Annotated in this window: 21 protein-coding genes; 10 read left to right on the top strand and 11 right to left on the bottom strand. The window is 69.8% G+C overall.

Going from position 1 to position 22,768, the window contains the following annotated elements:
- Positions 1-222 precede the first annotated feature (222 nt).
- Entirely contained in the window at positions 223-1,749 is a 1,527-nt protein-coding gene (locus DI276_RS15150) for a non-reducing end alpha-L-arabinofuranosidase family hydrolase (RefSeq protein WP_112263982.1), read from the bottom strand.
- A 490-nt stretch (positions 1,750-2,239) separates the two neighbouring features.
- On the opposite strand from DI276_RS15150, the gene DI276_RS15145 reads away from it, so the two are divergent.
- The gene (locus DI276_RS15145) at positions 2,240-2,665 is read left to right on the top strand and encodes a VOC family protein (RefSeq protein WP_112263981.1); all 426 of its coding nucleotides are present in this window, start codon (positions 2,240-2,242) and stop codon (positions 2,663-2,665) included.
- A 44-nt stretch (positions 2,666-2,709) separates the two neighbouring features.
- Here the strand turns inward: DI276_RS15145 and DI276_RS15140 are convergent, their stop codons facing one another.
- Positions 2,710-3,684, bottom strand: coding sequence for a helix-turn-helix transcriptional regulator (locus DI276_RS15140; protein ID WP_112263980.1), 975 nt, complete (start codon positions 3,682-3,684; stop codon positions 2,710-2,712).
- 297 nt (positions 3,685-3,981) lie between these two features.
- Here DI276_RS15140 and DI276_RS15135 point away from each other — a divergent pair, with 297 nt between their 5' ends.
- Positions 3,982-4,695, top strand: coding sequence for a calcium-binding protein (locus DI276_RS15135; protein ID WP_232836667.1), 714 nt, complete (start codon positions 3,982-3,984; stop codon positions 4,693-4,695).
- 23 nt (positions 4,696-4,718) lie between these two features.
- Here DI276_RS15135 and DI276_RS15130 read toward each other — a convergent pair whose 3' ends face one another.
- Genes DI276_RS15130 through DI276_RS15120 form a run of 3 tightly spaced genes read right to left on the bottom strand, consistent with a single transcriptional unit; the run spans position 4,719 to position 6,999 of the window.
- Positions 4,719-5,342: a response regulator gene (locus tag DI276_RS15130; protein ID WP_112263978.1), complete on the bottom strand. Its 624-nt coding sequence runs from the start codon at positions 5,340-5,342 to the stop codon at positions 4,719-4,721.
- Positions 5,339-6,433, bottom strand: coding sequence for a sensor histidine kinase (locus tag DI276_RS15125; protein WP_112264246.1), 1,095 nt, complete (start codon positions 6,431-6,433; stop codon positions 5,339-5,341). The genes DI276_RS15130 and DI276_RS15125 overlap by 4 nt, the downstream gene beginning before the upstream one ends.
- A 5-nt stretch (positions 6,434-6,438) precedes the next feature.
- Positions 6,439-6,999 carry a hypothetical protein gene (locus DI276_RS15120; protein WP_112263977.1) on the bottom strand — a complete coding sequence of 187 codons (561 nt, stop codon included), beginning with the start codon at positions 6,997-6,999 and terminating at the stop codon, positions 6,439-6,441.
- A gap of 234 nt (positions 7,000-7,233) precedes the next feature.
- Here DI276_RS15120 and DI276_RS15115 point away from each other — a divergent pair, with 234 nt between their 5' ends.
- The gene (locus tag DI276_RS15115; protein ID WP_112263976.1) at positions 7,234-8,397 is read left to right on the top strand and encodes a globin domain-containing protein; all 1,164 of its coding nucleotides are present in this window, start codon (positions 7,234-7,236) and stop codon (positions 8,395-8,397) included.
- 2 nt (positions 8,398-8,399) lie between these two features.
- Here DI276_RS15115 and DI276_RS15110 read toward each other — a convergent pair whose 3' ends face one another.
- Both DI276_RS15110 and DI276_RS15105 read right to left on the bottom strand, forming a co-directional pair.
- The gene (locus DI276_RS15110) at positions 8,400-9,077 is read right to left on the bottom strand and encodes a response regulator transcription factor (RefSeq protein ID WP_112264245.1); all 678 of its coding nucleotides are present in this window, start codon (positions 9,075-9,077) and stop codon (positions 8,400-8,402) included.
- Complete coding sequence (locus DI276_RS15105; protein WP_112263975.1) at positions 9,070-11,112, bottom strand: sensor histidine kinase; 2,043 nt, start codon at positions 11,110-11,112, stop codon at positions 9,070-9,072. The genes DI276_RS15110 and DI276_RS15105 overlap by 8 nt, the downstream gene beginning before the upstream one ends.
- 216 nt (positions 11,113-11,328) lie before the next feature.
- Between DI276_RS15105 and DI276_RS15100 the strand changes: the two genes are divergently transcribed.
- The 3 genes from DI276_RS15100 to DI276_RS15090 are packed head-to-tail and all read left to right on the top strand — an operon-like array spanning position 11,329 to position 13,807.
- On the top strand, positions 11,329-11,901 hold the full coding sequence (locus DI276_RS15100; RefSeq protein WP_112263974.1) for a hypothetical protein: 573 nt from the start codon (positions 11,329-11,331) through the stop codon (positions 11,899-11,901).
- Positions 11,898-12,314 carry a hypothetical protein gene (locus tag DI276_RS15095; RefSeq protein ID WP_112263973.1) on the top strand — a complete coding sequence of 139 codons (417 nt, stop codon included), beginning with the start codon at positions 11,898-11,900 and terminating at the stop codon, positions 12,312-12,314. Before DI276_RS15100 ends, DI276_RS15095 begins: the two co-directional genes overlap by 4 nt.
- Positions 12,311-13,807, top strand: a complete 1,497-nt coding sequence (locus DI276_RS15090; protein WP_112263972.1) for a multicopper oxidase family protein — start codon at positions 12,311-12,313, stop codon at positions 13,805-13,807. Before DI276_RS15095 ends, DI276_RS15090 begins: the two co-directional genes overlap by 4 nt.
- A gap of 12 nt (positions 13,808-13,819) precedes the next feature.
- Here DI276_RS15090 and DI276_RS15085 read toward each other — a convergent pair whose 3' ends face one another.
- The 3 genes from DI276_RS15085 to DI276_RS15075 all read right to left on the bottom strand — a co-directional run bounded on the left by DI276_RS15085 (position 13,820) and on the right by DI276_RS15075 (position 18,972).
- Entirely contained in the window at positions 13,820-14,626 is an 807-nt protein-coding gene (locus DI276_RS15085; protein WP_112264244.1) for a class I SAM-dependent methyltransferase, read from the bottom strand.
- Between the two features lie 93 nt (positions 14,627-14,719).
- Positions 14,720-15,928, bottom strand: coding sequence for a hypothetical protein (locus DI276_RS15080; protein WP_112263971.1), 1,209 nt, complete (start codon positions 15,926-15,928; stop codon positions 14,720-14,722).
- Positions 15,929-16,017: 89 nt separating this feature from the next.
- Positions 16,018-18,972 (bottom strand): beta-L-arabinofuranosidase domain-containing protein, encoded by a 2,955-nt coding sequence (locus tag DI276_RS15075; protein WP_198680644.1) that lies wholly within the window; start codon positions 18,970-18,972, stop codon positions 16,018-16,020.
- A 136-nt stretch (positions 18,973-19,108) separates the two neighbouring features.
- On the opposite strand from DI276_RS15075, the gene DI276_RS15070 reads away from it, so the two are divergent.
- Complete coding sequence (locus DI276_RS15070; protein ID WP_112264243.1) at positions 19,109-19,780, top strand: AIM24 family protein; 672 nt, start codon at positions 19,109-19,111, stop codon at positions 19,778-19,780.
- 101 nt (positions 19,781-19,881) lie between these two features.
- A complete protein-coding gene (locus DI276_RS15065; RefSeq protein ID WP_157984716.1) occupies positions 19,882-20,226 on the top strand; it encodes a DUF1801 domain-containing protein in 345 nt (114 codons plus the stop codon).
- A 1-nt stretch (position 20,227) separates the two neighbouring features.
- On the opposite strand, the gene DI276_RS15060 is transcribed toward DI276_RS15065, so the two are convergent.
- Positions 20,228-20,932, bottom strand: a complete 705-nt coding sequence (locus tag DI276_RS15060; RefSeq protein ID WP_112263968.1) for a flavodoxin family protein — start codon at positions 20,930-20,932, stop codon at positions 20,228-20,230.
- Between the two features lie 166 nt (positions 20,933-21,098).
- On the opposite strand from DI276_RS15060, the gene DI276_RS15055 reads away from it, so the two are divergent.
- Positions 21,099-21,653, top strand: a complete 555-nt coding sequence (locus tag DI276_RS15055) for an RNA polymerase sigma factor (protein WP_112263967.1) — start codon at positions 21,099-21,101, stop codon at positions 21,651-21,653.
- An 11-nt stretch (positions 21,654-21,664) separates the two neighbouring features.
- The gene (locus tag DI276_RS15050) at positions 21,665-22,720 is read left to right on the top strand and encodes a hypothetical protein (protein WP_232836666.1); all 1,056 of its coding nucleotides are present in this window, start codon (positions 21,665-21,667) and stop codon (positions 22,718-22,720) included.
- Positions 22,721-22,768: the final 48 nt, after the last annotated feature.

The raw sequence follows: 22,768 nt of genomic DNA, 5'->3' as shown, positions 1-22,768 counted from the left end.
CCGCCGGCGCGCAGCAGTTCGCCGCGACCGTGCTGATGATGCCGGGAACCGTCTGGACGCACGCAGTTCCCTCCGAGGCGACGCGCTTGCCTGTGCGCGTGATCCGGAGCTGGCGCCCCTCCTCAGCGGCCTGCTGATGTCAGCGGCCGGCCACGCCCCGGCCTGACAGACAGCCGGCGCCCTCACCCGATGACGGTGAGGGCGCCGGCCGGTGTCACGCGATCAGCGTTGCAGCGTCAGCACTCCCGGCCGGTACGGCAGCAGGCCGTACTCGACGCCGTCGGAGCTGGGGCTGCGACCCTGGTACAGCAGCTGCAGGTTGCACGGGTCGATCGTCTTGGTCTGATCGGGGTTGCTGCGGATCAGGTCGCCGTGGCTGATGTCGTTGGTCCACGTGGCGCCGCTGTTCGCCTTGCCGGCGAACGGGTTGCTCTCGGTCGCCGCCTGCGGGGTCCACGACCCGTTCAGGCTGCTGGACGTGAACGAGCGGAAGAAGCGCCCGTTGCGCCCCATCGCCTCGACGATCATGAGGTACTGGTTCTGGCCCTGGACCTTGTAGACCTCGACGCCCTCGAACAGGTTCGCCTGCGTGTCGCTCATGATCTCGGTCCAGGCCGAGCCGAAGCTGCCGGGGAAGTTCCCGATCGGCATGCTGGCGCGGTAGATCTTGCCGTTGTCGCCGGCGAAGAAGAGGTACATGTTCGTACCGTCACCGATGATCGTCTGGTCGATCGGGCCCGTGCCGGAGTTCGGGATGCGTCCGGTGAAGAGCGTCTGGACCGCGGACCACCCGTTCGCGTTGGTGGGGTCGGTCGACGTCCGGTAGCTGAAGGTGGTCGGGCCCCACTGGTAGGTCAGCACCCAGATGTTCTTCGGGGCGAAGTAGAACAGCGTGGGAGCGACGGTGCCGGAGTTCATCTTGTTCTGACTGGCCGAACCCATGTCGGACCAGTTCGTGAACGTCCCGAAGTTCATCGAGCCCCAGCTCGTGCCCGTGTCGTGCGTCGTCGCGTAGACCAGGTGCTTGCCGTTGTACATGACGTGGGTGAAGTCCTTGAGCGAGACCCATCCCTGCCTCGGCTGCGCCAGCGGGCCGGTCGACGACCAGCGGTAGGTCGACGGAAGGCTGCACGTGCCCGGCGGGTTGCTCGTCGTGGTGGTGGGACCTGTCCCGCCGCCGACTCGGACGAGCTGCCACTGCTGGTTCGCGCCGCCCCAGTCGCTGTACTGGACGACGTTGCCGCCGTCCGCGGTCGAGGCGCCCTGGACCTCGACGGCCTTGTTGCTGTTGCGGTTGATCAGACGCACGTGGCCGCCGTCGGAGTCGGCGAGGCGGAACTGCTGGTTGGTGCCGTTGGCGTCGGACCACTGGACGATGTTGCCGCCGTCCGCCGTCGAGAAGTTGTAGACGTCGAGGACCTTGCCCGACAGCCGGGACTTCAGCCGGTAGTAGCCGCCGCCGGAGTCGACGAACTGCCACTGCTGCTGGTTGCCGTCGTTGCGCGTCCACTGGGTGATGCGTGCGCCATCGTTCGTGGCGAGGTTGTAGACGTCCAGCGCCTTGCCGCTGTTGCGGTTGACCAACACGTACCAGGCGGTGGTGTCGACGGTCGCGGCCGACACGGGCGCCGCGTTGAACGCCGCCACCAGCCCGCCGAGCAGGACGGCGACGGCGGCGGTGACAGCGGCCAGGCGACGCCTTCGGGCTCCGGAAACGGGGGTGGGCGGATGGTGGCCTGATCCGGCCATTGGCCTACTCCTCTTCGTCGAGGTGGGACAAACCGCGGCACGGGCAACGTCCGAATGACCGCTTGCGCCGAGTGGTCCATCGCGCGCCCTCTGGACGAACAGCGTTTATGTCAGCCATTCGCACATAGCAAAACTGTGGAGGACGATCTCGGTTCGGTCAAGACGCGTGAAGACCGCACTGGACTGCTAAAAGAAAAGAGAATTCTTTAGCTCGTGCACTGCGGTCAGACGCCGCGTGACCAGGTCCGACCTTGCGCCGCACGCGCAGTCCCCGAGCACCTGTTCGCGATTCGACGCGCCTCCCGGGTTTTGTTCGACGACCTTTTCCCGCATTCGACCAGCAAGCGACCGGTGTCAGCGAAAAGGGAATCGAACGGAGACGTGATCCAGACCACAACCGCGTCGCGCAGTAGCGGACATCCACCGTCCTAGAAGGACGGAAAAGTAGCGCTTGCCCACCGGAAATCCGCTTCTGACCAGGAGAAACATCATGTCCGTCAGCACCGCGCCGCACCTCAACTTCCGCGGCGACGCCCGCCAGGCGCTCGAGTTCTACCAGAAGGCCTCCGGCGGAGACCTGGCCGTCATCACCTACCGGGACATGGGCGACGTCGAGAACCCGGACGAGGCCGACCAGGTCGTGTGGGGCCAGGTCCGCGGCGCCAACGGCTTCCACGTCATGGCCTACGACGTTCCCTCCGCCAGGCCCTTCAGCCGCGGCGACGACCCGTTCTTCGTGTCGCTGCGGGGCGACTCCGCCGACGAGATCTCCGCGCTGTGGGAGAAGCTGGCCGACGACGCCACCGTCATCGTCCCGCTGGCCCCCTCTCCCTGGGCGCCGCTGTACGGCATGCTCAAGGACCGCTTCGGCATCACGTGGGTGCTCGACATCGCGGCCGAGTACAACCCCGCCTGACCGGAAAAGCCCGTTCGTCGTGCCTGGCGCGACGAACGGGCTTCTCAGGTCGCGGACTCGCGGTAGCGGCGCGCGAGCCGCAGAGCGGCGTTGCGCAGCTCCACCGGGCCGACGATGTGGACGGCGGCGTCGAACCGGCCCAGCGAGGCCGCGAGGCCGATCCACGACCAGGACCCGGCGACGATCCGGCACCGGTCGTCACCGAGGGGCTCGACGACGCCGTCCCCCGCGAACGGCGCCACCTCGGCGGCCGGCAGGTCGATCACGGCCTCCCCCTGGCACGGCCAGGCGTCCCGGCCGCCCGCGGCTCCTTTGAACTTGGCGTTGACGAACGCGGCGACGTCACCACCGGGGAGTTCGCGCGGGGTGAACCGGGGGCCGGTGGGCGTTTTCGGCGTCATGCGGTCGGCTCGGAAGATCCGCCAGTCGTCGTGGTCGAGGTCCCAGCAGACCAGGTACCAGCGCCCGGCACGGTTGATCAGGTGATGCGGTTCGACGCGGCGGGGTGGTCTGAAGCCGGTTCCTCGCACGTCGTTCTCGTAGTCGAACCGCAGCACCTCGCGGGCCCGCACGGCGGCGCTGAGTGCCAGCAACACCGCGCTGTCGACCTTCTCCGCCGGACGTTGGGCGCTGCGTTCGACGACGGTCACCTGCACCGCGTCGATGCGGTGCCGCAACCGGGCAGGCATCACCTGGCGCATCGTGGCCAGCGCACGGGTGGCGGCGTCGCCGATGTCCGCGCCGGAGCCCGCCGCGAGCTGCAACGCCACCGTGACCGCCACCGCCTGGTCGTCGTCGAACAGCAGCGGTGGCACCTCGGTGCCGGCTTCGAGCCGGTAGCCGCCGTCCGGTCCTTTCACGGCCACCACGGGATAACCGAGCTCGCGCAACCGGTCGATGTCGCGGCGCACCGTGCGGGGCGTGACCTTGAGCCGTTCGGCGAGCAGCTGGCCCGGCCAGTCCCGGCGCGCCTGCAGCAAGGACAGCAGGGACAGCAACCGGCCCGATGCCTGAGTCATGGCAGTCACCTTCTCACCGACGCGCGACCGCGAAACGGTTGCACGACAACGGTGTCGCCGTCGGCGATCCAGTTGATCGAGCCCAATGCGCTGAGAACAGTCATGTCCGCTCTTCCTTCGACGACAACGGCCCGGTGCCGTGTCCTACTTTCGCGACCGAAGAGGACACGGCCGGTCCGCTACTTCACGACGATCCGGTGGCCTGGGTCACACCGCGCGCGCTGAGATTTGGCCACTTGGGCGACCACCCGGCGCCGCAAGAGACTGCTGGGTATGAGCAACTGTCGAAGATCAGTGGTGCCCGCTCTCCTCGCGACGGCGGGTTTGACGCTCTGGCCGATCGGCACCGCCTCCGCGCAGCCACCGCAGACGTGCAACGGGCTGTCCGCGACGCAGGTCGGGACGAACGGCAACGACGTGCTGTTCGGCACCAATGGTCCGGACGTGTTCGTCACGCTCGGCGGCGACGACGTCGTGTTCGGTCTCAACGGGAACGACACGGCCTGCCTGGGGGCCGGTGCCGACGAGTTCTTCGGTGGCAACGGAAACGACTGGGCCAGCGGAGAAACCGGTGCCGACACCCTCAACGGCGAAGCGGGCAACGACGTGCTGCTCGGCGGCGAGGGGCCGGATCGCCTCGACGGCGCGGCCGGCAACGACACCCTCAACGGTGGCGCGGCCGCTGACACCATCGAGGCCGGGGCCGGCGACGACGTGGTCAACGCGGGTGCGGGTGCGGACTCGGTGAGTGGTGGTGAAGGCGCCGACACGCTCAACGGGCAGAACGGCGCGGACCGGATCAACGGCGACAACGGCAACGACCGCCTCAACGGTGGTGCGGGCGTCGACGACCTCGATGGCGGCGCCGGCAACGACATCGTCAACGGTGACGCGGGCAACGACACCCTCACCGACCCGTCCGGGCTGGACGTCGGCGACGGTGGTGCCGGGCCGGCCGACCGGTGCGACTCGCGCTTCGAGTCGCTGTCCAACTGCGAGATCATCTTCTGACGGGTCCACTGTGGACGCAGGATTCAGACCAGACCGTTCGACTGGGCGTAGAGAGCGGCCTGGGTGCGGTCGCGGAGCCCGAGCCTGGTGAGGATGCGGGAGATGTGGTTCTTCACCGTGCCCTCGGACAGGTACAGGCGCTCGGCGATCTCCCGGTTGGTGGCACCGGCCGCGACCAGCCGCAGCACCTCGACCTCGCGCACGGTCAGCGGTTCGGGGTGGCGGTCGGACCGGGAGAGCACCGCGGTCAGGCGAGCCGCGGCGGCGGGGTCGAACTGGGCCACGCCGACCGCGGCGAGCTTGACCGCCGCCGCGAGTTCCTGCGACGGCAGGTCCTTGAGCAGGTAGCCGGTGGCGCCCGCGCGCAGCGAGCGCACCACGTAGTCCTCGTCGTCGAAGGTGGTCAGCATGACCACGCGGCACGTCGGCGCGTGCCTGCGCAGCAACGCCACGGCCTCCACGCCGTCGATGCCCGGCATCCGGACGTCCATCAGCACCACGTCCGGGGTCAGCGCCACCGCCTGCTCCACCGCTTCGCGACCGTCGGCCGCGGTGCCGACGACCTCGATGCCGGGCTGCAGGCCCAGCAACGACGCGATGCCCTCGCGGATCAGCCGCTGGTCGTCGACGACCAGCACGCGGGTCACACCGTCCTCGCCGCGGGGATCGTCACGGTCAGCCTCGTGCCGGACGAGGAGCTGGCGAGGTCGACCCGACCGCCGGACAGCGCCACCCGCTCGCGCATGCCGAGCAGCCCGAACCCCTCGGCCGCCGCTCCCATGCCACGTCCGTCGTCGGCCACGGTCAGCCGTGCGTTTTCGCTGTCGAGGTCGACCGCGACGGCGATGTGCGTGGCGCCGGCGTGTCGGCGCGAGTTGGTGATGCCCTCCTGCGCCGCCCGGTACAGCGCGTGCAGGGCGCCGGTGCCGTGGCCGTCGGGCGAGCCGCTGACCGTCAGGGTGACGTCGTTCTTGCCCGCCACCAGTTCGTCGAGGGCGGCGAGCAGGTGGAACGAGCGCAGCGACCGCACCGACTCGCGCACCTCGCCGAGCGCACGTCGCGCGGACCGTTCGGCGTCGAGGACGGCGGCCTTCGCGGTGGCGGGTTCACGGTCGTGGAAAGAGGAGGCCTTCTCCAGCTGCACCACGATCGCCGTCAGGTGATGGCCGAGGTCGTCGTGCAGGTCCCTCGCCACCCTCGCCCGTTCCGCCGCCGCCGACAGCTCCGCCACGGTGCGATGCGACTCCTGCAGTCGGATCCGCCCGTCGCGTTCGCGCACCGCCACCGCGGCCATCGTGATCGTGAGCACCAACCCCACGGTGAGCATCACCAGGTCCGACACCCGCTCCACGTGCGCGTACCAGTCCGGGACGCTCACCGCGGCCGCCGCCAGGCACACCGCGGCCAGTCCGATGGCAACGGCCTGCCCGAACGCGAAGTACGCGGTGAACGGCACGAGCACCAGCAAGATCCGCGCGAGCCCGGAACCTTCCACATAGGCCAGTCCCACGTACAGGGCGGCCCGCAGTGCCAGCAGTCCAGCCGCCACCGGCTTCGGCGTGCGCACCGGGTAGCGGCGGAACTCGGCGAGGTCCACCGCCACGAGCACCACCAGCCCGCCGATCAGCAGCGGCAGCCTGGTGGTGCCGAGCCCGGAGATCGCGGCGTAGATCCCCGCGACGAGCACCGCGACGCACAACACCGGTGAGACCCAGAACGCCGGCCGCGAGGTGTGCATGCCGCTCAGGCTACGGAACGCGCCGGCCACACCGATGCGGACAGCCACACCAGCACCGCCGCGCAGACGACGTGCAGCAGCGCGGACCAGGGCGTGTCCGGCAGCGCCGCGAACACCGCGAGCAGCGTGAAGCTGATCCCGTACCCCCACGCCGGCACCGCGGGGAACACCTTCGCGCGCACCATCGACGCCCCGAACACCGCCGTGCCGAGCACGAACACCAGCGACACCACCTTCAGCACCACCTTCGTCAGCGGCGCCACCTGGTCCGGCTGCTGGAAGAAGATCACCACGTTCAACGCGAACGCCACGCCGGTGAACAACCCCAGCCCGATCAGGTTCGCCGCGAACGCGAACGCCCCGAACCGGCCGGACGCATGCGCCTGATGCCCGTGGAAGGCCAGCACCGCCGGCGCCCCGAACGCCGTCCCCAGCCCGATCACGAGGCTCGTCAGCGCGGTCTCACCGGTGAACGCCTCGACGGCGCCCGGCACCCCGATCGACAGGGCGAGGACGACTCCGCACACCGCACCGAACCTCGGCAAGAAGATCTTGTTGTCCGTCACGCCGCCGACGGTATTTTCGCGCTCGTCGTGCTCCGAAGTACCGACCGGCCACTTCGGCGGCCAGAGGTCATGGTGGTGGGGGTGCCCATCGGCACATGACCACGACCTTCCGATCACGACTTCCGGGACCAAGGTCCTGACCGGGAAGCGACGTTCCTACCTGAGCTCACCCGCAGCTGATCACGCAAGCTCGAGATGCGACGCCCGATTCCCCGCCCATCACAAGGAGTTCTTGTGCTTTCCGCTGCTTCAGCTGCCGTAGTGCGCGCGACCCTGCCCGTTGTCCGCGACCACGCCGCCGAGATCACCGCCGAGTTCTACCCGTCGATGTTCGCCGCGCACCCGGAGCTGCTGAACCTGTTCAACCAGGGCAACCAGGCCAGCGGCAAGCAGCAGGTCGCACTGGCCGCGGCGGTCGTCGCCTACGCCCAGCACCTGCTCGACGGCATCCCGTTCGGCCCGATCGCCGAACGCATCGCCCACAAGCACGTCTCGCTCGGCGTGCGTCCCGACCAGTACCCGATCGTCGGCAGGCACCTCATCGCTGCCGTCGCCACCGTCCTCGGAGACGCCGTCACACCCGAGATCGCCGCCGCCTGGGAGGAGGTCTACTGGCTGTTCGCGGTCTCCCTGATCGCCGCGGAAGCCCGCCTGTTCCAGCAGGCGGGTGTCACGCCCGACACGATCTGGCGGCCTTGGCGGGTGGCCAAGCGCGACGACGAGGCGGTCGACACGGTGTCCTTCACCCTGCTGCCCGACGACGGTGGACCGGTTCCAGTGTTCGCGCCCGGTCAGTACGTCTCCGTCGCGGTCGACCTCCCCGGCGGACATCGGCAGCCGCGCCAGTACTCGCTGTCGCACGGGCCCGGCCGCGGCGAGCTGCGCATCACCGTGCGGCGAGTGCGCGGGTTGGACGGCGCGCCGGACGGTGCGGTGTCGAACTTCCTGCACGACCACGTGCACGCCGACGACACCTTGCTCGTCGGTCCGCCGGCCGGCGAGGTCACGCTGGTGCCCGACGACCGGCCGGTGGTGCTGATCAGTGCGGGCATCGGCATCACGCCGATGTTGTCGATGCTCGACCACCTCGCCGCCGCACAGCCGGAACGCCAGGTCGTCGCCGTGCACGCCGAGCTCTCGGCGGACCGGCACGCACACCGCGCGGAGTGCGACCGCCTCGCCGGCTGCCGGCAGCTGACCTGGTACGAGAACGGCGACGAAGGCGGGCAGGCCGGTCGCGTCGACGTGGACGCGATCCCGGTGCCCGCCAACGCGATCGCGTACCTCTGCGGCCCGATCGCCTTCATGCGCGACGTGCGTGCCGGACTTCTGCGTCGTGGGATGCACGCCGACGACATCCGGTACGAGGTGTTCGGCCCCGGCATGCTCGGGCGGTGAGCTCAGCGGTCGGTCGTGGACTCGCGCAGGAACGCCAGCACCGCCGCCACCCTGCGGTGCACCGGTTCGTCCGAGAGACCGAGCTTGCTGAAGATCGCGTTGACGTGCTTCTCCACGGTCGAGCAGGACAGGCGCAGCGCCTGCTCGATGCCGGCGTTCGTCTTGCCCTGCGCCATTTCCCTGAGCACGTCGAGCTCACGGGTGGTGAGCACGGCGAGCGGTGAACTGGTGGTCCTCGTGCGCCGGCTGACGAGTGCCTCCACCACGACGGGGTCGATGACGGATCCGCCGTTCGCGACCTCGCGCAGGGCCCGGACGAGGTCCTCGAGGTCGCCCAGGCGGTCCTTCAGCAGGTAGGCCAGGCCCGTCGTGCCGTTGCGGAGCAGCGCCAGGGCGTAGCTCTCGTCGGTGTGTTGCGACAGCACGGCGACGCCGATGTGGGGGTGCTCCGCGCGGATGGCGTGCGCGGCCTCGATGCCCTCCATGTGGTGGCCGGGTGGCATGCGGATGTCGGTCAGCACCGCCTGGGGACTGAGCCTGCGGACCGCGTCGCGCAGCTCGTCGGCGTTGCCCACGGCGGCGAGCACGGCGACCTCGCCGGAGTCCTCCAGCAGGCGCCGAGTTCCTTCGCGGACCAGGTAGTTGTCCTCGGCGATCACCACGCGCAGCCGGTCAGCCATGGGCCGCTCCCAGCGGTAGGTCCGCGTGCACCCTCGCACCGGCGCCCGGCGCACCCGACACCGTCAGGTTGCCGCCCAGTGCCTCGACTCGGTCGCGGAGGTTGGTCAGGCCCTGGCCGGTGCCGCTGCCCAGGCCGACCCCCTCGTCCCGCACGTCGACCTCCAGGTGGCCGTTCGAGACGGACAGCCCGACCAGTGCGTTCGTGGCCGCCGAGTGCTTGACGACGTTGGTCAGCGCCTCGCAGACGACGAAGTACGCGGCGCCTTCGACGTCGGCGCCCAGGCGGCGTTCGCGCAGGCCGGGTGATGCCTGCACGGTCACGTCCAGCGGCAGCCGGTCGGTCCTCGCCTCCACCGCGGCGACCAGGCCGCGGTCGCTGAGCACCGGCGGGTGGATGCCGTGGGCCAGTTCGCGCAGGTCTGCCAGGAGCTCCCTGGCGTCGTTCTGCAGCTCGTCCAGCACGGCGTCCGCGGTGCGCTCGCCCCGGCCGAGCTGGTTGCGGGCCAGGCGCATCTTCATGATCAGCGCGACGATCTGCTGCTGTGCGCCGTCGTGGAGGTCCTGCTCGATGCGGCGGCGCTCGGTGTCCTGCGCGGTGATGATCCTGGTGCGCGACCGGGCCAGTTCGTCGACCTGTTCGGCGAGCCTGGCGGTGAGCTGGACGTTGGCGATCGCCGTGGCGGCCTGGCCGGCGAGGGTCGCGAGGAGCTCGCGGTCGGCCGCCGGGTACCCGCCCTCCTTCTGGCCGCACTCGATCCGGCCGATCGTCTCGCCGGCGCGTTCCAACGGCACCGTCAGCGCGGGTTCACCGGCCGGTCGTCCCGCGACCGCGTGCGCGCTGGGCAGCGTCACCCGCACCCAGTCCGCCGCCAGTCCTTCGTGGACGGTGTCGGCGAGGCGCGGCAACAGGTCCGCGAGCTCGACGGTCTGCTCCAGGCCGGCGCCGAACCTGGCGACCAGCTCGTAGCGGTTCACCCGCTCGCCGAACACCAGCCGGTCGGCCAGCTTCTCCAGCCGTCTGCGCACCGGCTGGAACGCCGCCGCCGCGGCGATCGTCAGCACGACCGCCACCTCGACCGGGATCTGGTCGCCGAGCGCGAGTCCCGGCGCCGCGCTCAGTCCCATGTAGACGGCCGCGATGCCGAGCGACAGCAGACCGAACGTCACCGAGCGGCGAATGGCGAGGTCGATGTCGTACAGCCGGTGCCGGACCACCCCGATGACGACGCTCACCGGCACCATCGCCAGCAGCACGACCGACGCGCCGCGCAGCAGCTGCAGCCAGACCGGGTTCTGCGGAAAGCGGTCCTGCACCGTCGCAAGCACCCCGAACGCGACGATCAGCCCGACGGTCACGTACAACATCAGCCGCATCCGCGCGCGCAGCTCGGCGTCCGCCTGGACGAACCGCACGAACAGCAGGCTGACCAGCGCGGCGGCGCCGAAGTAGCCGACGTACAGGCTCTCCACCGGGCCGCCGAGCGGGGTCAGCCAGGACACCGCGAACGGGCTGGGCACCAGCGGCGGCGGGTTGATCAGGAACACGTCGATCACGAGATGCGGCCTGGTCAGCAGCAACAGCACGGGCACCGCGAGGTGCAGCCACACCGCGCCGAGCACGCGGCGTTGCCACGGCCGCTCGACCACGCCGTCCGGGAACGACGCGAGCAGCAACACGCCCGCGATCAGCGCCAGCACGCCCGAGTACTGGTAGACGAGGTTGGCCGGCCAGAACCAGCCGCCGGGACCGTACGCCTCGAACGCCTGCCGGATCGGGATCTCGATGCCCGCGTTGACCGCCAGCGCCGTGCTCATCAGCAGCATCCGGCGGGCCTGCGGGTGATCCGGACGCCGCCGCGTCAGCCAGACCGCCACCCCGTACATCGGCGCGACACCCAGCAGCACCCACCCCAGCCCGCCGAGCGCGCCGTGCGCGCCGGTCGCCAGGAACAGCCGGGTGCCCACGGCAGCCGCCAGCCCGGCACCGCCGACGACGGTGCCGGTGATCCACGCGATCCGGGGCCAGGTGGGCACATCGGAATTGTGTGCGCGGCCCGATCCGGGCGCCACGGGGAAAACCGCACAGTCACCCTGCGGAAAACCCCACCCCGATTGTGCGGGTTACCGCGATCCGCCCGCCGCGCCAGGTGCCGAAGATCGGTGTGGCACGAAAGGAGCCGTCACCTTGAACCCCCTGCCCTGCAACCTCACCGGGCAACCGCACATCGGGATCCAGATCGGAGTGCTGTGATGACCACGACCACAACCAATACCACCCGGAACTGGGCACTCGCGGCCGGTCTCGCCGGCCTGGCAGCCGACGTCCTGCTGGTGCTCTTCTTCGCGATCGACCAACCGTGGCGGCCGGGGCCGCACGGCACGGGGTGGCTCGGCCCCGCGAACGACGTGGTGTTCGCCGCGCAGTGCGCCGCGCTGATACCGGTGGCACTCGCATTGCGGCGCGGCGCCGTGCTCGGTGTGCCGGCGATGGCCGCCATCGTGGTGCTGCAGCTGTTGTTGCTCACCGGCGTGCTGCCGTTCGCGGTGCAGGTGTACTTCGTGACGGCCGGCATCGCGATCGTCATGGGCTGGCTGCTCGTGGTCAGCACACGGGTCGGTCTGCCGCGCCCGGCCGCCCGGCTGGGCACCGTCCTGGCCGTCACCTGGTTCGCGGGCCTGGTCCTGGTGCTGGCGTCGTTGCCGATGTCCGGCGCGGCGCGATGGGTCCTGCTCGGACCGGGTCTCGTCGTGGGCCTCGTCGGCTTCCTCGGCTTCGGGGCGTGGCCGCTGTGCCTGGTCAAGCCGTCCGAGGAGGAGAGATGATCGTCGAGGACGCCCCCGCGGTGGCACCCGTCGGACCGCGCAAGACGCTGAGCTGGTTGCGGGTCATCGCCGTGCTGCACTCGCTGTGCGCGGTCGCTCAGCCCGCGCTGGCCGGTCTGTACCTCAGCGGCGTGGTCGACGCGCGGTTCATCCACGGCCGCAACGGCGACGCGGTCATCGCGTTCGGGTTGTTCCAGCTGATCGCCGCGATCGTCTACGTGTGGCGCGGCAGGGGCCACCGGTGGCCGTTGTGGACGGCGATCGCGCTCTTCCTCGCGGAGAACGTGCAGATGCCGCTCGGCATCGAAGGCGTGGTGGCGCTGCACATCCCGCTCGGCGTGTCCATCATCGCCGCGCAAGTTCTGTTCACCGTGTGGTTGTTCCGTGCGACGGCGTACCGGCGGCGGCCATGAACATCAGCAGACGCGGATTCCTCGGAGCGCTGGGCATCACCGCGCTCGGCGCGACGAGCTTCGCCAACGCACTGCTGCCGGCCGGCCACACCGCTGAGTTGCTGCGCAGCCGGGTGCGCCTGCCGCAGCCGTTCACCGTGCCGCTGCCGGTGCCGCCGCTCGCCAGACAGGTGGCGCCGGACCACTACGAGATCGTGCAGCGGCACGCGTCCGTGGAGATCCTGCCGGGGCTGCGCACGCAGGTGCTGTCCTACGACGGCACGTACCCCGGCCCGACCGTGGTGAGCCGCCGCGGACGCACGACCACCGTGACGCACCGCAACGAGCTCGACGTGCCGACCGTCGTGCACCTGCACGGCGGGCACACGCCGGCGGACAGCGACGGCTACCCGACCGACCTGCTGCTCCCCGTGTCGGGCTGGACGCCGACCGGCCACGCCATGCACGGCGCGCTGGCCCACGGCAGCCGCGACCACGTCTTCCCGTGCGACCAGCCGGCCGCGACGCTGTGGTACCACGACCACCGGATGGACTTCACCGGGCCGCAGGTCTACCGCGGTCTCGCCGGCTTCCACCTCGTGCACGACGACGAGGAGGACGCGTTGCCGCTGCCCAAGGGCGACCGGGACATCCCGCTGATGATCGCCGACCGCGCGTTCGACGAGGACGGCTCGCTGCTCTACCCGTCGCGCGGGCCGGAGGTTCCCGGTGTCACCGACGACTACATGGAGGGCGTCCTGGGTGACGTGATCCTGGTCAACGGCAAGCCGTGGCCGGTGCTGGAGGTCGACGCCGCGCGCTACCGGCTGCGGATCCTCAACGCCTCCAACGCCCGCCGCTACCGCCTCACCGGGTTGCCGGTCACGCAGATCGGCTCGGACGGCGGCCTGCTCGAACGACCGGTCCCCCACACCGAGCTCCTGATCGCTCCCGGCGAGAGGTTCGACGTAGTCGCCGACTTCTCCGACCTGGCACCCGGCGCCGAGGTGATCGTCCACAACGGACTCGGCAGCGGCCCCACCGCCGTGGTCATGAAGTTCCGGGTGACCAGGCGGGTGCGCGACGACAGCAGGGTGCCGCAGGTGCTCACCAGGTTCGAGACACCGGATCCCGCGCGTGCGGTGCGCACTCGCGACTGGCGGTTCAGCCGGGGCCGGTTGGGCGAGGGGCACGGCTGGCTGATCAACGGCAAAGCGTTCGACCCGCATCGCGCCGACGCCGCGATCCGCCTGGGAGAGCTGGAGATCTGGCGGTTCAGCAGCGACCTGCACCACCCGGTGCACGTGCACCTCGACCCCTTCCAGGTGGTGTCGCGCGACGGCGCCGCACCGGGCCCCTACGACGCGGGCCGGAAGGACACGGTGCAGCTCGGTTCGGTGGACTACGTCGAGGTCGCCGTCCGGTTCACCGACTACGCCGGCAGGTTCATGCTGCACTGCCACGCGCTGGAGCACGAGGACATGGCGATGATGGCCGCGTTCGACACCCGCTAGCGGAGTCGCCCGTCACGCGACGCGGCGCCCGGTGCCGATCAAGGTGGTGGCGTCGAGCTCTGTCAGACCCGCATCTCGCAGTGACGTCAGGTAGGTGGTCCGCACGGCCTCCACCGCGTCCGCGGGCACCTTCGTCAACGCCCCGCGGAAACCGGACCCGACGATCACCAGCCACGCCACTTCCGGTGTCATCGTCAACGTCATCTCGTGCACGGTCACGTCGACGTCCGCCAGACCGCGCTCGGTCAACCACTCCGCGTAGGTGTCCGCCTGGTTGATGCGGTCGATCAGGTGCTCCGGACGTGGTGCCGGCACCGGCGTGTTCGTGACCTCGGCGATGGCGAGGCCGAGGTGGCGGCCGGCCGCGACCATCGACTCGCCGCGCCAGATGGTGAACACCACTCGCCCACCGGGCCGGGCCAGGCTGATCAGGTGGTCGGTGCCCGCGGTCATGTCGGGGAAGAAGAAGATCCCGAGGGCCGACTGCACCACGTCATAGCTCTCCGCCTGCCAGGTGGTCACGTCCGCGTGGTGGGTGTGCAGCTGAGGCAGGTCCGACAGCCGCCGCAACCCGTCGACCATCGGGCCGGACATGTCGACGGCGTCGACATGTCCGTTCGGGCCGACGAGCTCGGCCGCCGGAATCGCCGAGGCACCGGTGCCGCAGCAGGCGTCGAGAACGCGCTCGCCAGGCTTCGGATCGGCGACAGCGACCGCCCTCGTGGCGATCGGGCCCCACAGATGACGGCCCAGCGCGGTGAAGTCCGCTGCCGCCGCGTCGAACGCGCCGCGGATCTCGGTCTGCCGGTCCTCAGCCATGAACTCCTCGTTTCGTTCCCGTGCGACGATCACTGCACGCTCCAGGGTGCACGCTCCTCGACGTCTGCCGCACGGATTCGCGACACTGCCCGGTCAGAGGGCTCCGGCCGGTCGGCGCCCGTCGGTCAGCGCCTCGACCTGCTCGGCGGTGAACGGCGGGTGCAGCAGGTCGAGGCGCAACCCGTGGCAGCGGAACATGTCCGCGATGTAGTGCATCCGGTCCGGCAGGTCGGCCCAGTCGCGGGCGGCCGTGTCGAGCAGGCTGTCCGGGGTCGGGTCGACGATCTCGAGCAACGCGAGCAGTTCCGGGTCGACCAGCTCCACGAGCTCCGGCGGGAAGGTCGCGGGCAGGTCGTCGCTCAGGTCCAGCACCTCACCGCCGGGCAGCGCCAAGGTCATCAGGTGCTTGGTGACCGCCCTCCGGACCAGCGTCCGTGCCTGGTCGGCCAGCTGCTGGGCGGCGACGCGGACAGCGGACCGCCTGCCGAGCACGGTCAGCCAGGCCAGGCGCAGCCACCTGACCACCCGGTTGCCCGGCAGGAACAGGTCGAACAGGCGGCGTTCGAGTGCGCCGGGATCCACCACGGGTGCCTGCAGCGCGGCGGCGATCTCCGGTTGCAACCGCGTCTGCTCGTGCAGGCCGACCTCGATGTTGGCCAGCAGCAGGAGCTCGGCCCGCTGCTTCGGGTCGCTCGTGGTCATCGCGCGGTGATACCGGGTGAAGGCCTGCCGGAGGTAGCGCTGCCCCTCCGGCGGTTCACCGGATCTCAGCCCGTCGCAGAACTCCGCGATGCGCCGCTCGTCGCCGGAGCCCGCGTCGTGGGCGAACACGGCGAGAAAGCGCGCGAACTCTCGCGCGATCTCCTCGAAGACCTTGAGATTGCCTCGTGCCGACGCTGCGCTCACGTCGTCGAGACGTGCGGTCGTCACCACCGCTCGACGCACCATCTCGTGCACCCGGTCCACCTCGTGCTGCGGAACGGCCCGCCGCAGGCTGCGGACCACCAGGCCGATCCCGGTGGCCGCTTCGGGCGAGGACTTCAGCAGGCGCTCCACGGTGCGCGACAGGTCCTCCTGCCGAATGGTCTGCCCGACCTGTTTGGACGCCCACACCGCGAAGGTGCACCAGTTCGCGGCGCCTCCGGTGCGGGCGGCCAGCGCGCGCGACAGCTGGTGGTAGCAGTGGGTGATCTGCAGGTTGCGGACGACGGGGTCGGGGTGTGCCGCGATCCGGTCGACGTCGGCGACGACCGGCGGGATGCCGTCGCTCAGGTCGTGCACGTCCGCACTGGTCCGACTCATGAGGCCGACCTCTCTCTTCCAGAGCTCACACCTCTTGGTCGTCCCTGGCACGATGAACGTGACGTGCGTCGAGCGTCACACTCCGACGTCTAGGGACGCAGGCTGTCCTCGGCCCGCTCCGCCGCGGCGATCACGGCCTGACGGTCCGCTGCGGTGAACCGGCCGTGTGCCTGCCACTGTGCCGCCACGGTTCGCACTTGCCGGACGAAGCGGCTGTGGCTGGAGAACGGGGCTGCCTGCCAGACGCGGTCGAGGAACGACAGACCCTCCTCGTCCACCTTCTCGTTCGACACCCCGGAGTCGGCCGATCCGAAGACCACAGCCGGCTCCGACCTCCGGAAGTACACGTGGTGCGCGTCGTCGATGCCGATGTAGAGCGGGCGCAACGTGTGGCCGTGCGTGCTGAAGAAGTTCGGCTGTGCCAGTGGGCGGACGACCGCGCCGAGGTCGCCGTCGAGTTTGAGGTGCCGGTAGAACGAGAACGTCCGCCACGTCCGGGAGCCGTGCAAGGCCGGCAGCACCAGCGGTCCGTAGCAGAGGCTCTGCACCGACGGATCGTCGAGCGCGCGCTCGATCCGCAGGCTGAACGGCAGCGAGACCTCGATCCGGTCTCCTGACGACCAGACCCGTTTCAGGCTGAGATACGTGCCGGGGCGGGCCTGCACGTCCTGGCGAACGCCGTTGATCCTGACCGCGAAGCCTTTCGTCGCCCAGCCCGGCACCCGGAGCTTGATCTCCAGCCGGCCGCGTCCGGTCACGGTCAGCGTGCTGCGCTGCTCGCGGGGGAAGTCGGTGTGCTGGGTGACGGTGAAACCGTTCCACCGCAAGGTCGACGCGAGGTAGAGGTTGACGTGGAGGGTGTCGCCTGCGGCCGACCGGAAGTAGATCGAGTCCTGGTACTTGGTGTGGTTCTCCAACCCGGTGCCGCCGCAGCAGGTGCCGAGGTTGCCGAACCCTCTGGTGGCACCGGGATGTGCCGGCAGGAAGTAGGTCACCAACGGCTCGGCGGCGCTGTCCGCGTCCTGCCGGGAGCCCAGGACGTGGTTCAGCAGACCGCGTTCGTAGTAGTCCACGTAGGCCGGGTCCGGGTCGTGGCAGAACAGGTTCCTGGTCAGCTTCAGGAGGTTGTAGGTGGAGCAGGTCTCGCCGCCACCGCTGTCCGGCTCGGTCTCGGGTCGCGTCTGGTACGTCAGCGAACCCGCTATGTCGCCGCGCGGCTGGAACAGCTCGGCGTTGGTGTTCTGCGGGTAGCCCTCGCCCGCCGCGTACTGGCCGCCGGCCGAGCCGTGGCTGAACATCCGGTGCGGCACGACCATGTGCCAGAAGTTCTCCGCCGCCGTGAAGTACTCGCGGGCGCCGGGGTCCTGTTCGAAGATGCGCAGGTAGCCGATGAACTGCGGCACGTGCTGGTTGACGTGGATGCCGCGCAGCACGTCGCGGTTCTCCACGACAGCCGGGAACACCGTGCGGCGGTTGTCGAAGCACTTGGCGGTCGCCAGGTAGCGGGCCTTGCGGGCCGGGTCCGGTTCGAGGGCCGCCAGGTCGGCCATGACCTCGTTCATCCCGCCGTACTCGCCGGCGATGTGCAGCGACCACATCCGGTTCAGCCGCTCACGCTCTACTGTGGACAGTCGGCTGTGCACCCAGTCGCCCACCTTTCGGGCGATCCGCAGTGCCCGTTCGCTGCCGGCCAGGTGGTAGGCGTCGAGCAGGCCGCGAGCGATCTTGTGCAGGGTGTAGTACGGCGCCCAGATGCCGGCGCCGCTGTAGTTCGTGAACTCCTCCAGCCGGATGAACTGGGCCTCGGTGTACGCCGAGAGGAATCCGGGATGACGCCGCCCGTCGGTGGCGCCGAAGAACTCGGCGTGGTTGCCGCGCCCGGAGGAGTCCTCCAGGCGCGGACCGGGAGCTTCGTCGAACCGGTACCACGCCACCAGGTCGTCGGTGCCCACCGCTGCGGCGTTCTGGGCCACGGCGGCCATCTCCGCGCCGGTGAGCGCGCGGCGGAAGAGCTGGAACTCGTCGATCGTGGCGTTCAGGAACTTGATGTTGGCCTGCGGGAACTGCGCCCGGCCGAGCCAGTTGGCGGTGGTGTCGCCCAGATCCGCCGGCCCCAGCGTGAGCGTGCCCGTACCGGCGGGCGCTCCGTCGACGTAGAGGGTGCCGACGTTGCCCGCTTTGGTGATCGCGAGGTGCGTCCACCGGCCGGCGACCAGTTGCGTGGAGGTGTCGATGCGCTGCTCGCCCGCAGCGCCGCTGGTAGTGATCGCGAAGCGCGGGCCGCCGTTCGAGGTGTGCGCGGTGAGGTACATCCGGACCTGCGCGTCGGCTGCGCTGTCGCCGGGCCGGCCGAAGTCGAAGATCCGCGCGTCGGCGTCGCGGACCGCGAGGTTGATCCAGGTGGCGACGGTGAAGTCGGTGAGCCCCTTGGTGATTCCGGCAGGCAGCGCGACGTGGTCCGCGTCGCCGGTGACGTGTCCGTTCGGGGTGCCGGTCAACCGCACGGCGGTGCCCGTCCGGCCGGACACCCTGGGAGTCGGCCTGCGCGCGGCCGCGGCCAGCGCGTCCTGGCACTCCCCCAACGCGGTGACGAGGTAGTCGAGCTTGTCCCGGTAGATCCGCTCTCCGGTCGACGCATAAGCCTGCGCCAACAACGTGAGGAAGTGGCCGGTGTAATGGCCGCGCAGGTTGCCGTCCGGGGTCTCCCAGCTGCCGATCGGTTCGGCGCCCTTGTGGTCGAGCCCCGCGTTCACCCGAAAACTGCGCAGCATCCGGTCCGGGCCCCGGCGGTCGTCGCGCACACCGTCGACGACGCTCGGCCCGTACTCGCGCGCGAAGTGCAGCAGCCGGTCGCGCTTCTCCCGGAACACGCTGTGGCCGAGAGTCACCTGATCCAGCTCGAACGGCCGCACGACCCAGCTTCGCGGAACGGGGAGACCCTGCGGTGCCACCGGATCAGCATGCGCCGTGCCGGGGATCGCGGGAAGTGCCGCGGCCAGAGCGCCCAGCTGCAGGGCCTTGCGCCGCGAGAAGTCCTTGTGCATCAAGCGCACCACCATTCACATGTGCCGGATGACGGGCAGTGATTGCGACGTTACTGACCGAAAGGGTTTCGTGAGGTTGCGTTGCGGGCCTGCCCCACCGATGCGCCGGCCCGTGATCGCCTGCATGATCTGCGTCATGCGCAGCTCACTGTTCAACCACCAGGAACGGTCCGTCGAGCCGGGAAGCTTCCAACTGCAGAACGACCGCATGCTGAAGGTGGACCTCACCGGCAGCGGCGGCTTCTTCTTCGCGAAGCAGGGATCGATGGTCGCCTACCAGGGCGACGTCGACTTCGCCTACGAAGGCGCAGGCGGCCTCGGCAAGCTGTTCAAGAAGGCCTTCACCGGTGAAGGCATGTCGCTGATGAAGGTGTCGGGCACCGGAGACGTCTTCCTCGCCCAGGACGCGGACGAGATCTTCGTGCTGTACCTGGAGAACGAGGGCGTCACCGTGAACGGCAAGAACGTCCTCGCCTTCGACAGCACGCTCAAGTGGGACATCAACCGCACCGAAGGCGCGTCGATGCTCAGCGGCGGCCTGTTCAACACCACGTTCACCGGCACCGGAGCGCTGGCCGTCACCGCCTACGGCACGCCGGTCGTGCTGAACGTGGACGTGCCTACGTTCGTCGACATGCAGTCCGCCGTGCTGTGGTCCACCTCGCTGCACTCCTCGATCCGCAAGACGGCCAAGCTCGGTGCGGTCATCGGACGTGGCTCCGGTGAGGCGTACCAGCTCGCGCTCTCGGGTCAGGGCATCGTCGTCGTGCAGGCGTCGGAAGGTCACCCCGTGCCGACTGCGCAGTGATCCTCGGGCTCGGCGTCCTGCTGGTCCGGCACGGTGCGGACCAGCAGGGCCTCGGCTGTTCGCGGGCAGCGCGTTCCGCCGGTCAGGTGCACCATGGTGCAGTGAACGAGGTCGACCAGTGGTTCCTCGACAAGGCGCACCCGCTCGACGAGCTGATGCGTCAGGTTCGCGCCGTCATTCTGGACGCGGACAGTCGCGTTGCCGAGTCCATCAAGTGGCAGACGCCGACGTTCTCCTTCCACGGCAACATCGTGAGCTTCAACCCGGCCAAGAACTTCGTCAGCCTCCTGTTCCACCGCGGCGCCGAGATCCCCGGCGACCACCCGCGCCTCGAAGGCGACGGAAAGCTGACCCGCACGATGCGCTTCCGCTCCTCCGCCGAACTGGAGGCCGGGCGGGCCGAACTGGCAGCCGTCATCCGGGCCTGGTGCGACTGGAAAGCCTGACCTAGCGGTACTCGGGGTTCTCGAAGTCGTATCGGCAACCAGCGTCCCAGCCCGAGCGCTGGTTGCCGTGCGCGGGAATCCCGCCCGCGTCCTTGAGCATCCTGGCCAGGTGCAGCAGGTTCCACGTCATGAACGTGGTGTTGCGGTTGGTGAAGTCGTTCTCCGGCCCGCCCGATCCCGGGTCCAGATAGGACGGTCCCGGCCCGGCCTCGCCGATCCAGCCCGCGTCGGCCTGCGGCGGGATGGTGTAGCCGAGGTGCTGCAGGCTGTAGAGGACGTTCATGGCGCAGTGCTTGACGCCGTCCTCGTTTCCGGTGATCAGGCACCCGCCGACCCGGCCGTAGTAGGCGTACTGCCCGGCGTCGTTGAGCAGGTGCGAACACGCGTAGAGGCGCTCGATCACCTGCTTGGTGACGGAACTGTTGTCTCCCAGCCAGATCGGGCCGGCGATCACCAGGATGTCGGACGCCATGACGCGGTCGTAGATGGCCGGCCAGGCGTCGGTCGCCCAGCCGTGCTCTCTCATGTCCGGCCACACGCCGATCGCGATGTCGTGGTCGATCGCGCGCACCACCTCGACCCGCACGCCCTGCTTTTCCATGATCGCGCGGCTGAGGTCCACCAGGCCCTCGGTGTTGCTGCGTTCGGGCGAACGCTTCAGCGTGCAGTTGACGAACATCGCCTTGAGATCGCTGTAGCCGGTCATGTGAAACGCTCCTTCACCGCGGGTCCCTTCGACCAAGGACATGGTGGGAGACGCCGGCGTGACGCGCAGGGCGAGCGCCTGAGCAGCGGGTTCGCGCAACCTGAACACTTTCGGCGCGCGTTGGCAAAGACGGGGTGCAAGGGCGAAGCGACAACCGAGGAGCTTCATGTCGTCAGACGCGGAACTGATCGGCAGATCGCTGCGCGGAGACACCAATGCCTTCGTGGAAGTGATCAGCCGGCACGAGACGGCGATCGGGAACTACCTCGCACGCAGAGTGGGACGTCAGGCCGCCGAGGACGTGCTCGGCGACGTGTGGGTGGCGGCCTACGAGTCCCGGGCGACGTACGACCGCTCGTATCCCGAAGCCAGGCCATGGCTGTACGGAGTCGCGCTGAACAGGTTGCGGCGGCACTGGCGGTCCGAACCGGCCGAGGAGCCGGCGCCGGACCTGTCCGGGGTGGCGAGCGACTGGGACCCCTGGCCGGCGGTGGACGCCCGCGTGGACACGCAGGCGTTGCTGCGCAGGGCCCTGGCCCGGCTGAAACCGGAGGAGCGGGAGGTCCTGGGCCTGGTGGCCTGGGAGGACCTGACCGTCGCGGAGGCCGGGCGGGTGCTCGACATCCCCGCCGGCACGGCTCGCCGCCTGTTGCACCAGGCGCGCAAGGCGTTGCGAGAGGCCCCGGAAGTGGCCGCGCTGCTGCAAGTCCCGACGACGTGAGAAGACGACTCATGGATGAAATGGATCTGATGAAGAAGCTGAGTGATGTGCCGTCCCCGAGTCCTGAGGCCTACGACCGGGCTCGCACGGCGTTGCAGACGGCGATGGCGGAGCCCGTGAACGAAGTCGTGCGGCCGAAGCAGTGGTTTTCCTGGCCCAGGGCGGGTTTCGCCGCCGCGGGTGCGGCGGCGGTCGCCGTGGCCGTGGTGATGGGCATGACGGGCGGCAGCGGGCCGAGCGCCCCCTCCCCGCAGGCGGCCCCGCCGGTGGCCGAGTCGCCCCAGGTGGTCGACTCACCGCTGGTGAAGCTCGCCTCCCAGGTCAAGGCGGGCGGCGCGCAGCCAGGAGACGCGTCGCTGATCATCAACACGAAGTTCGACAAGAACAACACGCCGCACCAGTACTACACGATCTACACCGACCAGGGCCGGATCTTCACCGGCGACTCGGTGCAGAACCTGGCGGCCACGGTGGCCAAGGGCAACGCCGAGCCCGCTTCGCCGTACCACGCGAACGTGATGGCGGCGGCCCGCGAAGCCGCGAACGGCGACGTGGAGAAGGCCAGGATCGCGATGATCACCGCGGCCCACAACGTCACGGGACTCGGCCTGAGCGACGCCGAGGCGGACAAGGCCTGGGCCGACGCCCAGGCGCGGATCGCGGAGGACTTCCGCAAGATGGGCAAGCCGGTGCCCCCTGCCAAGCCGCGTCCGACGGGCAAGGACCTGGAGAACTTCCGCAACAACCACCTGTGGAGCAACGCCACGTCCGCGCTGTTCGTCGGTGCCGCCAACGCTGAGGTCCGCGCGGGTGTGCTGAAGCTGATCGCGACCATCAAGGAGGCGGCCGTCGGCGAGACCCAGATCGACGGTCAGCGCGCGCTGACCATCTCCGCCGGCCCCGAGATCCAGGGCGGCAGCTCGTCCTCGGTGCTCGCCATCAACGCCGACAACGGCCTGCCCATGCGCGATGAGATCACCCCGGTCGGCGAACAGCGTCCGAAGTGGGTGGTGAACTACAAGTCGTCCCGCGTGACCCTCGCCGACGTGGCGGCGGGCAAGATCTGATCCTTCCCCCGCTGAACCGCCTGTGGTCCTGCCGCAGGCGGTTCACGC

The sequence above is a fragment of the Lentzea terrae genome (genome assembly GCF_003265345.1).
Lineage (GTDB): Bacteria > Actinomycetota > Actinomycetes > Mycobacteriales > Pseudonocardiaceae > Lentzea > Lentzea terrae.
Note: the sequence above shows the minus strand (reverse complement) of the source record. Positions and strands in the feature narration are given on the sequence as shown.

Bases quoted from the DNA above. Each gene is read 5' to 3' on its own strand.
- DI276_RS15095 (WP_112263973.1), top strand. From the start codon at position 11,898: ATGATCGTCGAGGACGCCCCCGCGGTGGCACCCGTCGGACCGCGCAAG.
- DI276_RS15080 (WP_112263971.1), bottom strand. From the start codon at position 15,928: ATGAGTCGGACCAGTGCGGACGTGCACGACCTGAGCGACGGCATCCCG.
- DI276_RS15085 (WP_112264244.1), bottom strand. From the start codon at position 14,626: ATGGCTGAGGACCGGCAGACCGAGATCCGCGGCGCGTTCGACGCGGCG.
- DI276_RS15145 (WP_112263981.1), top strand. From the start codon at position 2,240: ATGTCCGTCAGCACCGCGCCGCACCTCAACTTCCGCGGCGACGCCCGC.
- DI276_RS15100 (WP_112263974.1), top strand. From the start codon at position 11,329: ATGACCACGACCACAACCAATACCACCCGGAACTGGGCACTCGCGGCC.
- DI276_RS15060 (WP_112263968.1), bottom strand. From the start codon at position 20,932: ATGACCGGCTACAGCGATCTCAAGGCGATGTTCGTCAACTGCACGCTG.
- DI276_RS15070 (WP_112264243.1), top strand. From the start codon at position 19,109: ATGCGCAGCTCACTGTTCAACCACCAGGAACGGTCCGTCGAGCCGGGA.
- DI276_RS15050 (WP_232836666.1), top strand. From the start codon at position 21,665: ATGGATGAAATGGATCTGATGAAGAAGCTGAGTGATGTGCCGTCCCCG.
- DI276_RS15090 (WP_112263972.1), top strand. From the start codon at position 12,311: ATGAACATCAGCAGACGCGGATTCCTCGGAGCGCTGGGCATCACCGCG.
- DI276_RS15110 (WP_112264245.1), bottom strand. From the start codon at position 9,077: ATGGCTGACCGGCTGCGCGTGGTGATCGCCGAGGACAACTACCTGGTC.
- DI276_RS15125 (WP_112264246.1), bottom strand. From the start codon at position 6,433: ATGCACACCTCGCGGCCGGCGTTCTGGGTCTCACCGGTGTTGTGCGTC.
- DI276_RS15075 (WP_198680644.1), bottom strand. From the start codon at position 18,972: ATGCACAAGGACTTCTCGCGGCGCAAGGCCCTGCAGCTGGGCGCTCTG.
- DI276_RS15150 (WP_112263982.1), bottom strand. From the start codon at position 1,749: ATGGCCGGATCAGGCCACCATCCGCCCACCCCCGTTTCCGGAGCCCGA.
- DI276_RS15140 (WP_112263980.1), bottom strand. From the start codon at position 3,684: ATGACTCAGGCATCGGGCCGGTTGCTGTCCCTGCTGTCCTTGCTGCAG.
- DI276_RS15055 (WP_112263967.1), top strand. From the start codon at position 21,099: ATGTCGTCAGACGCGGAACTGATCGGCAGATCGCTGCGCGGAGACACC.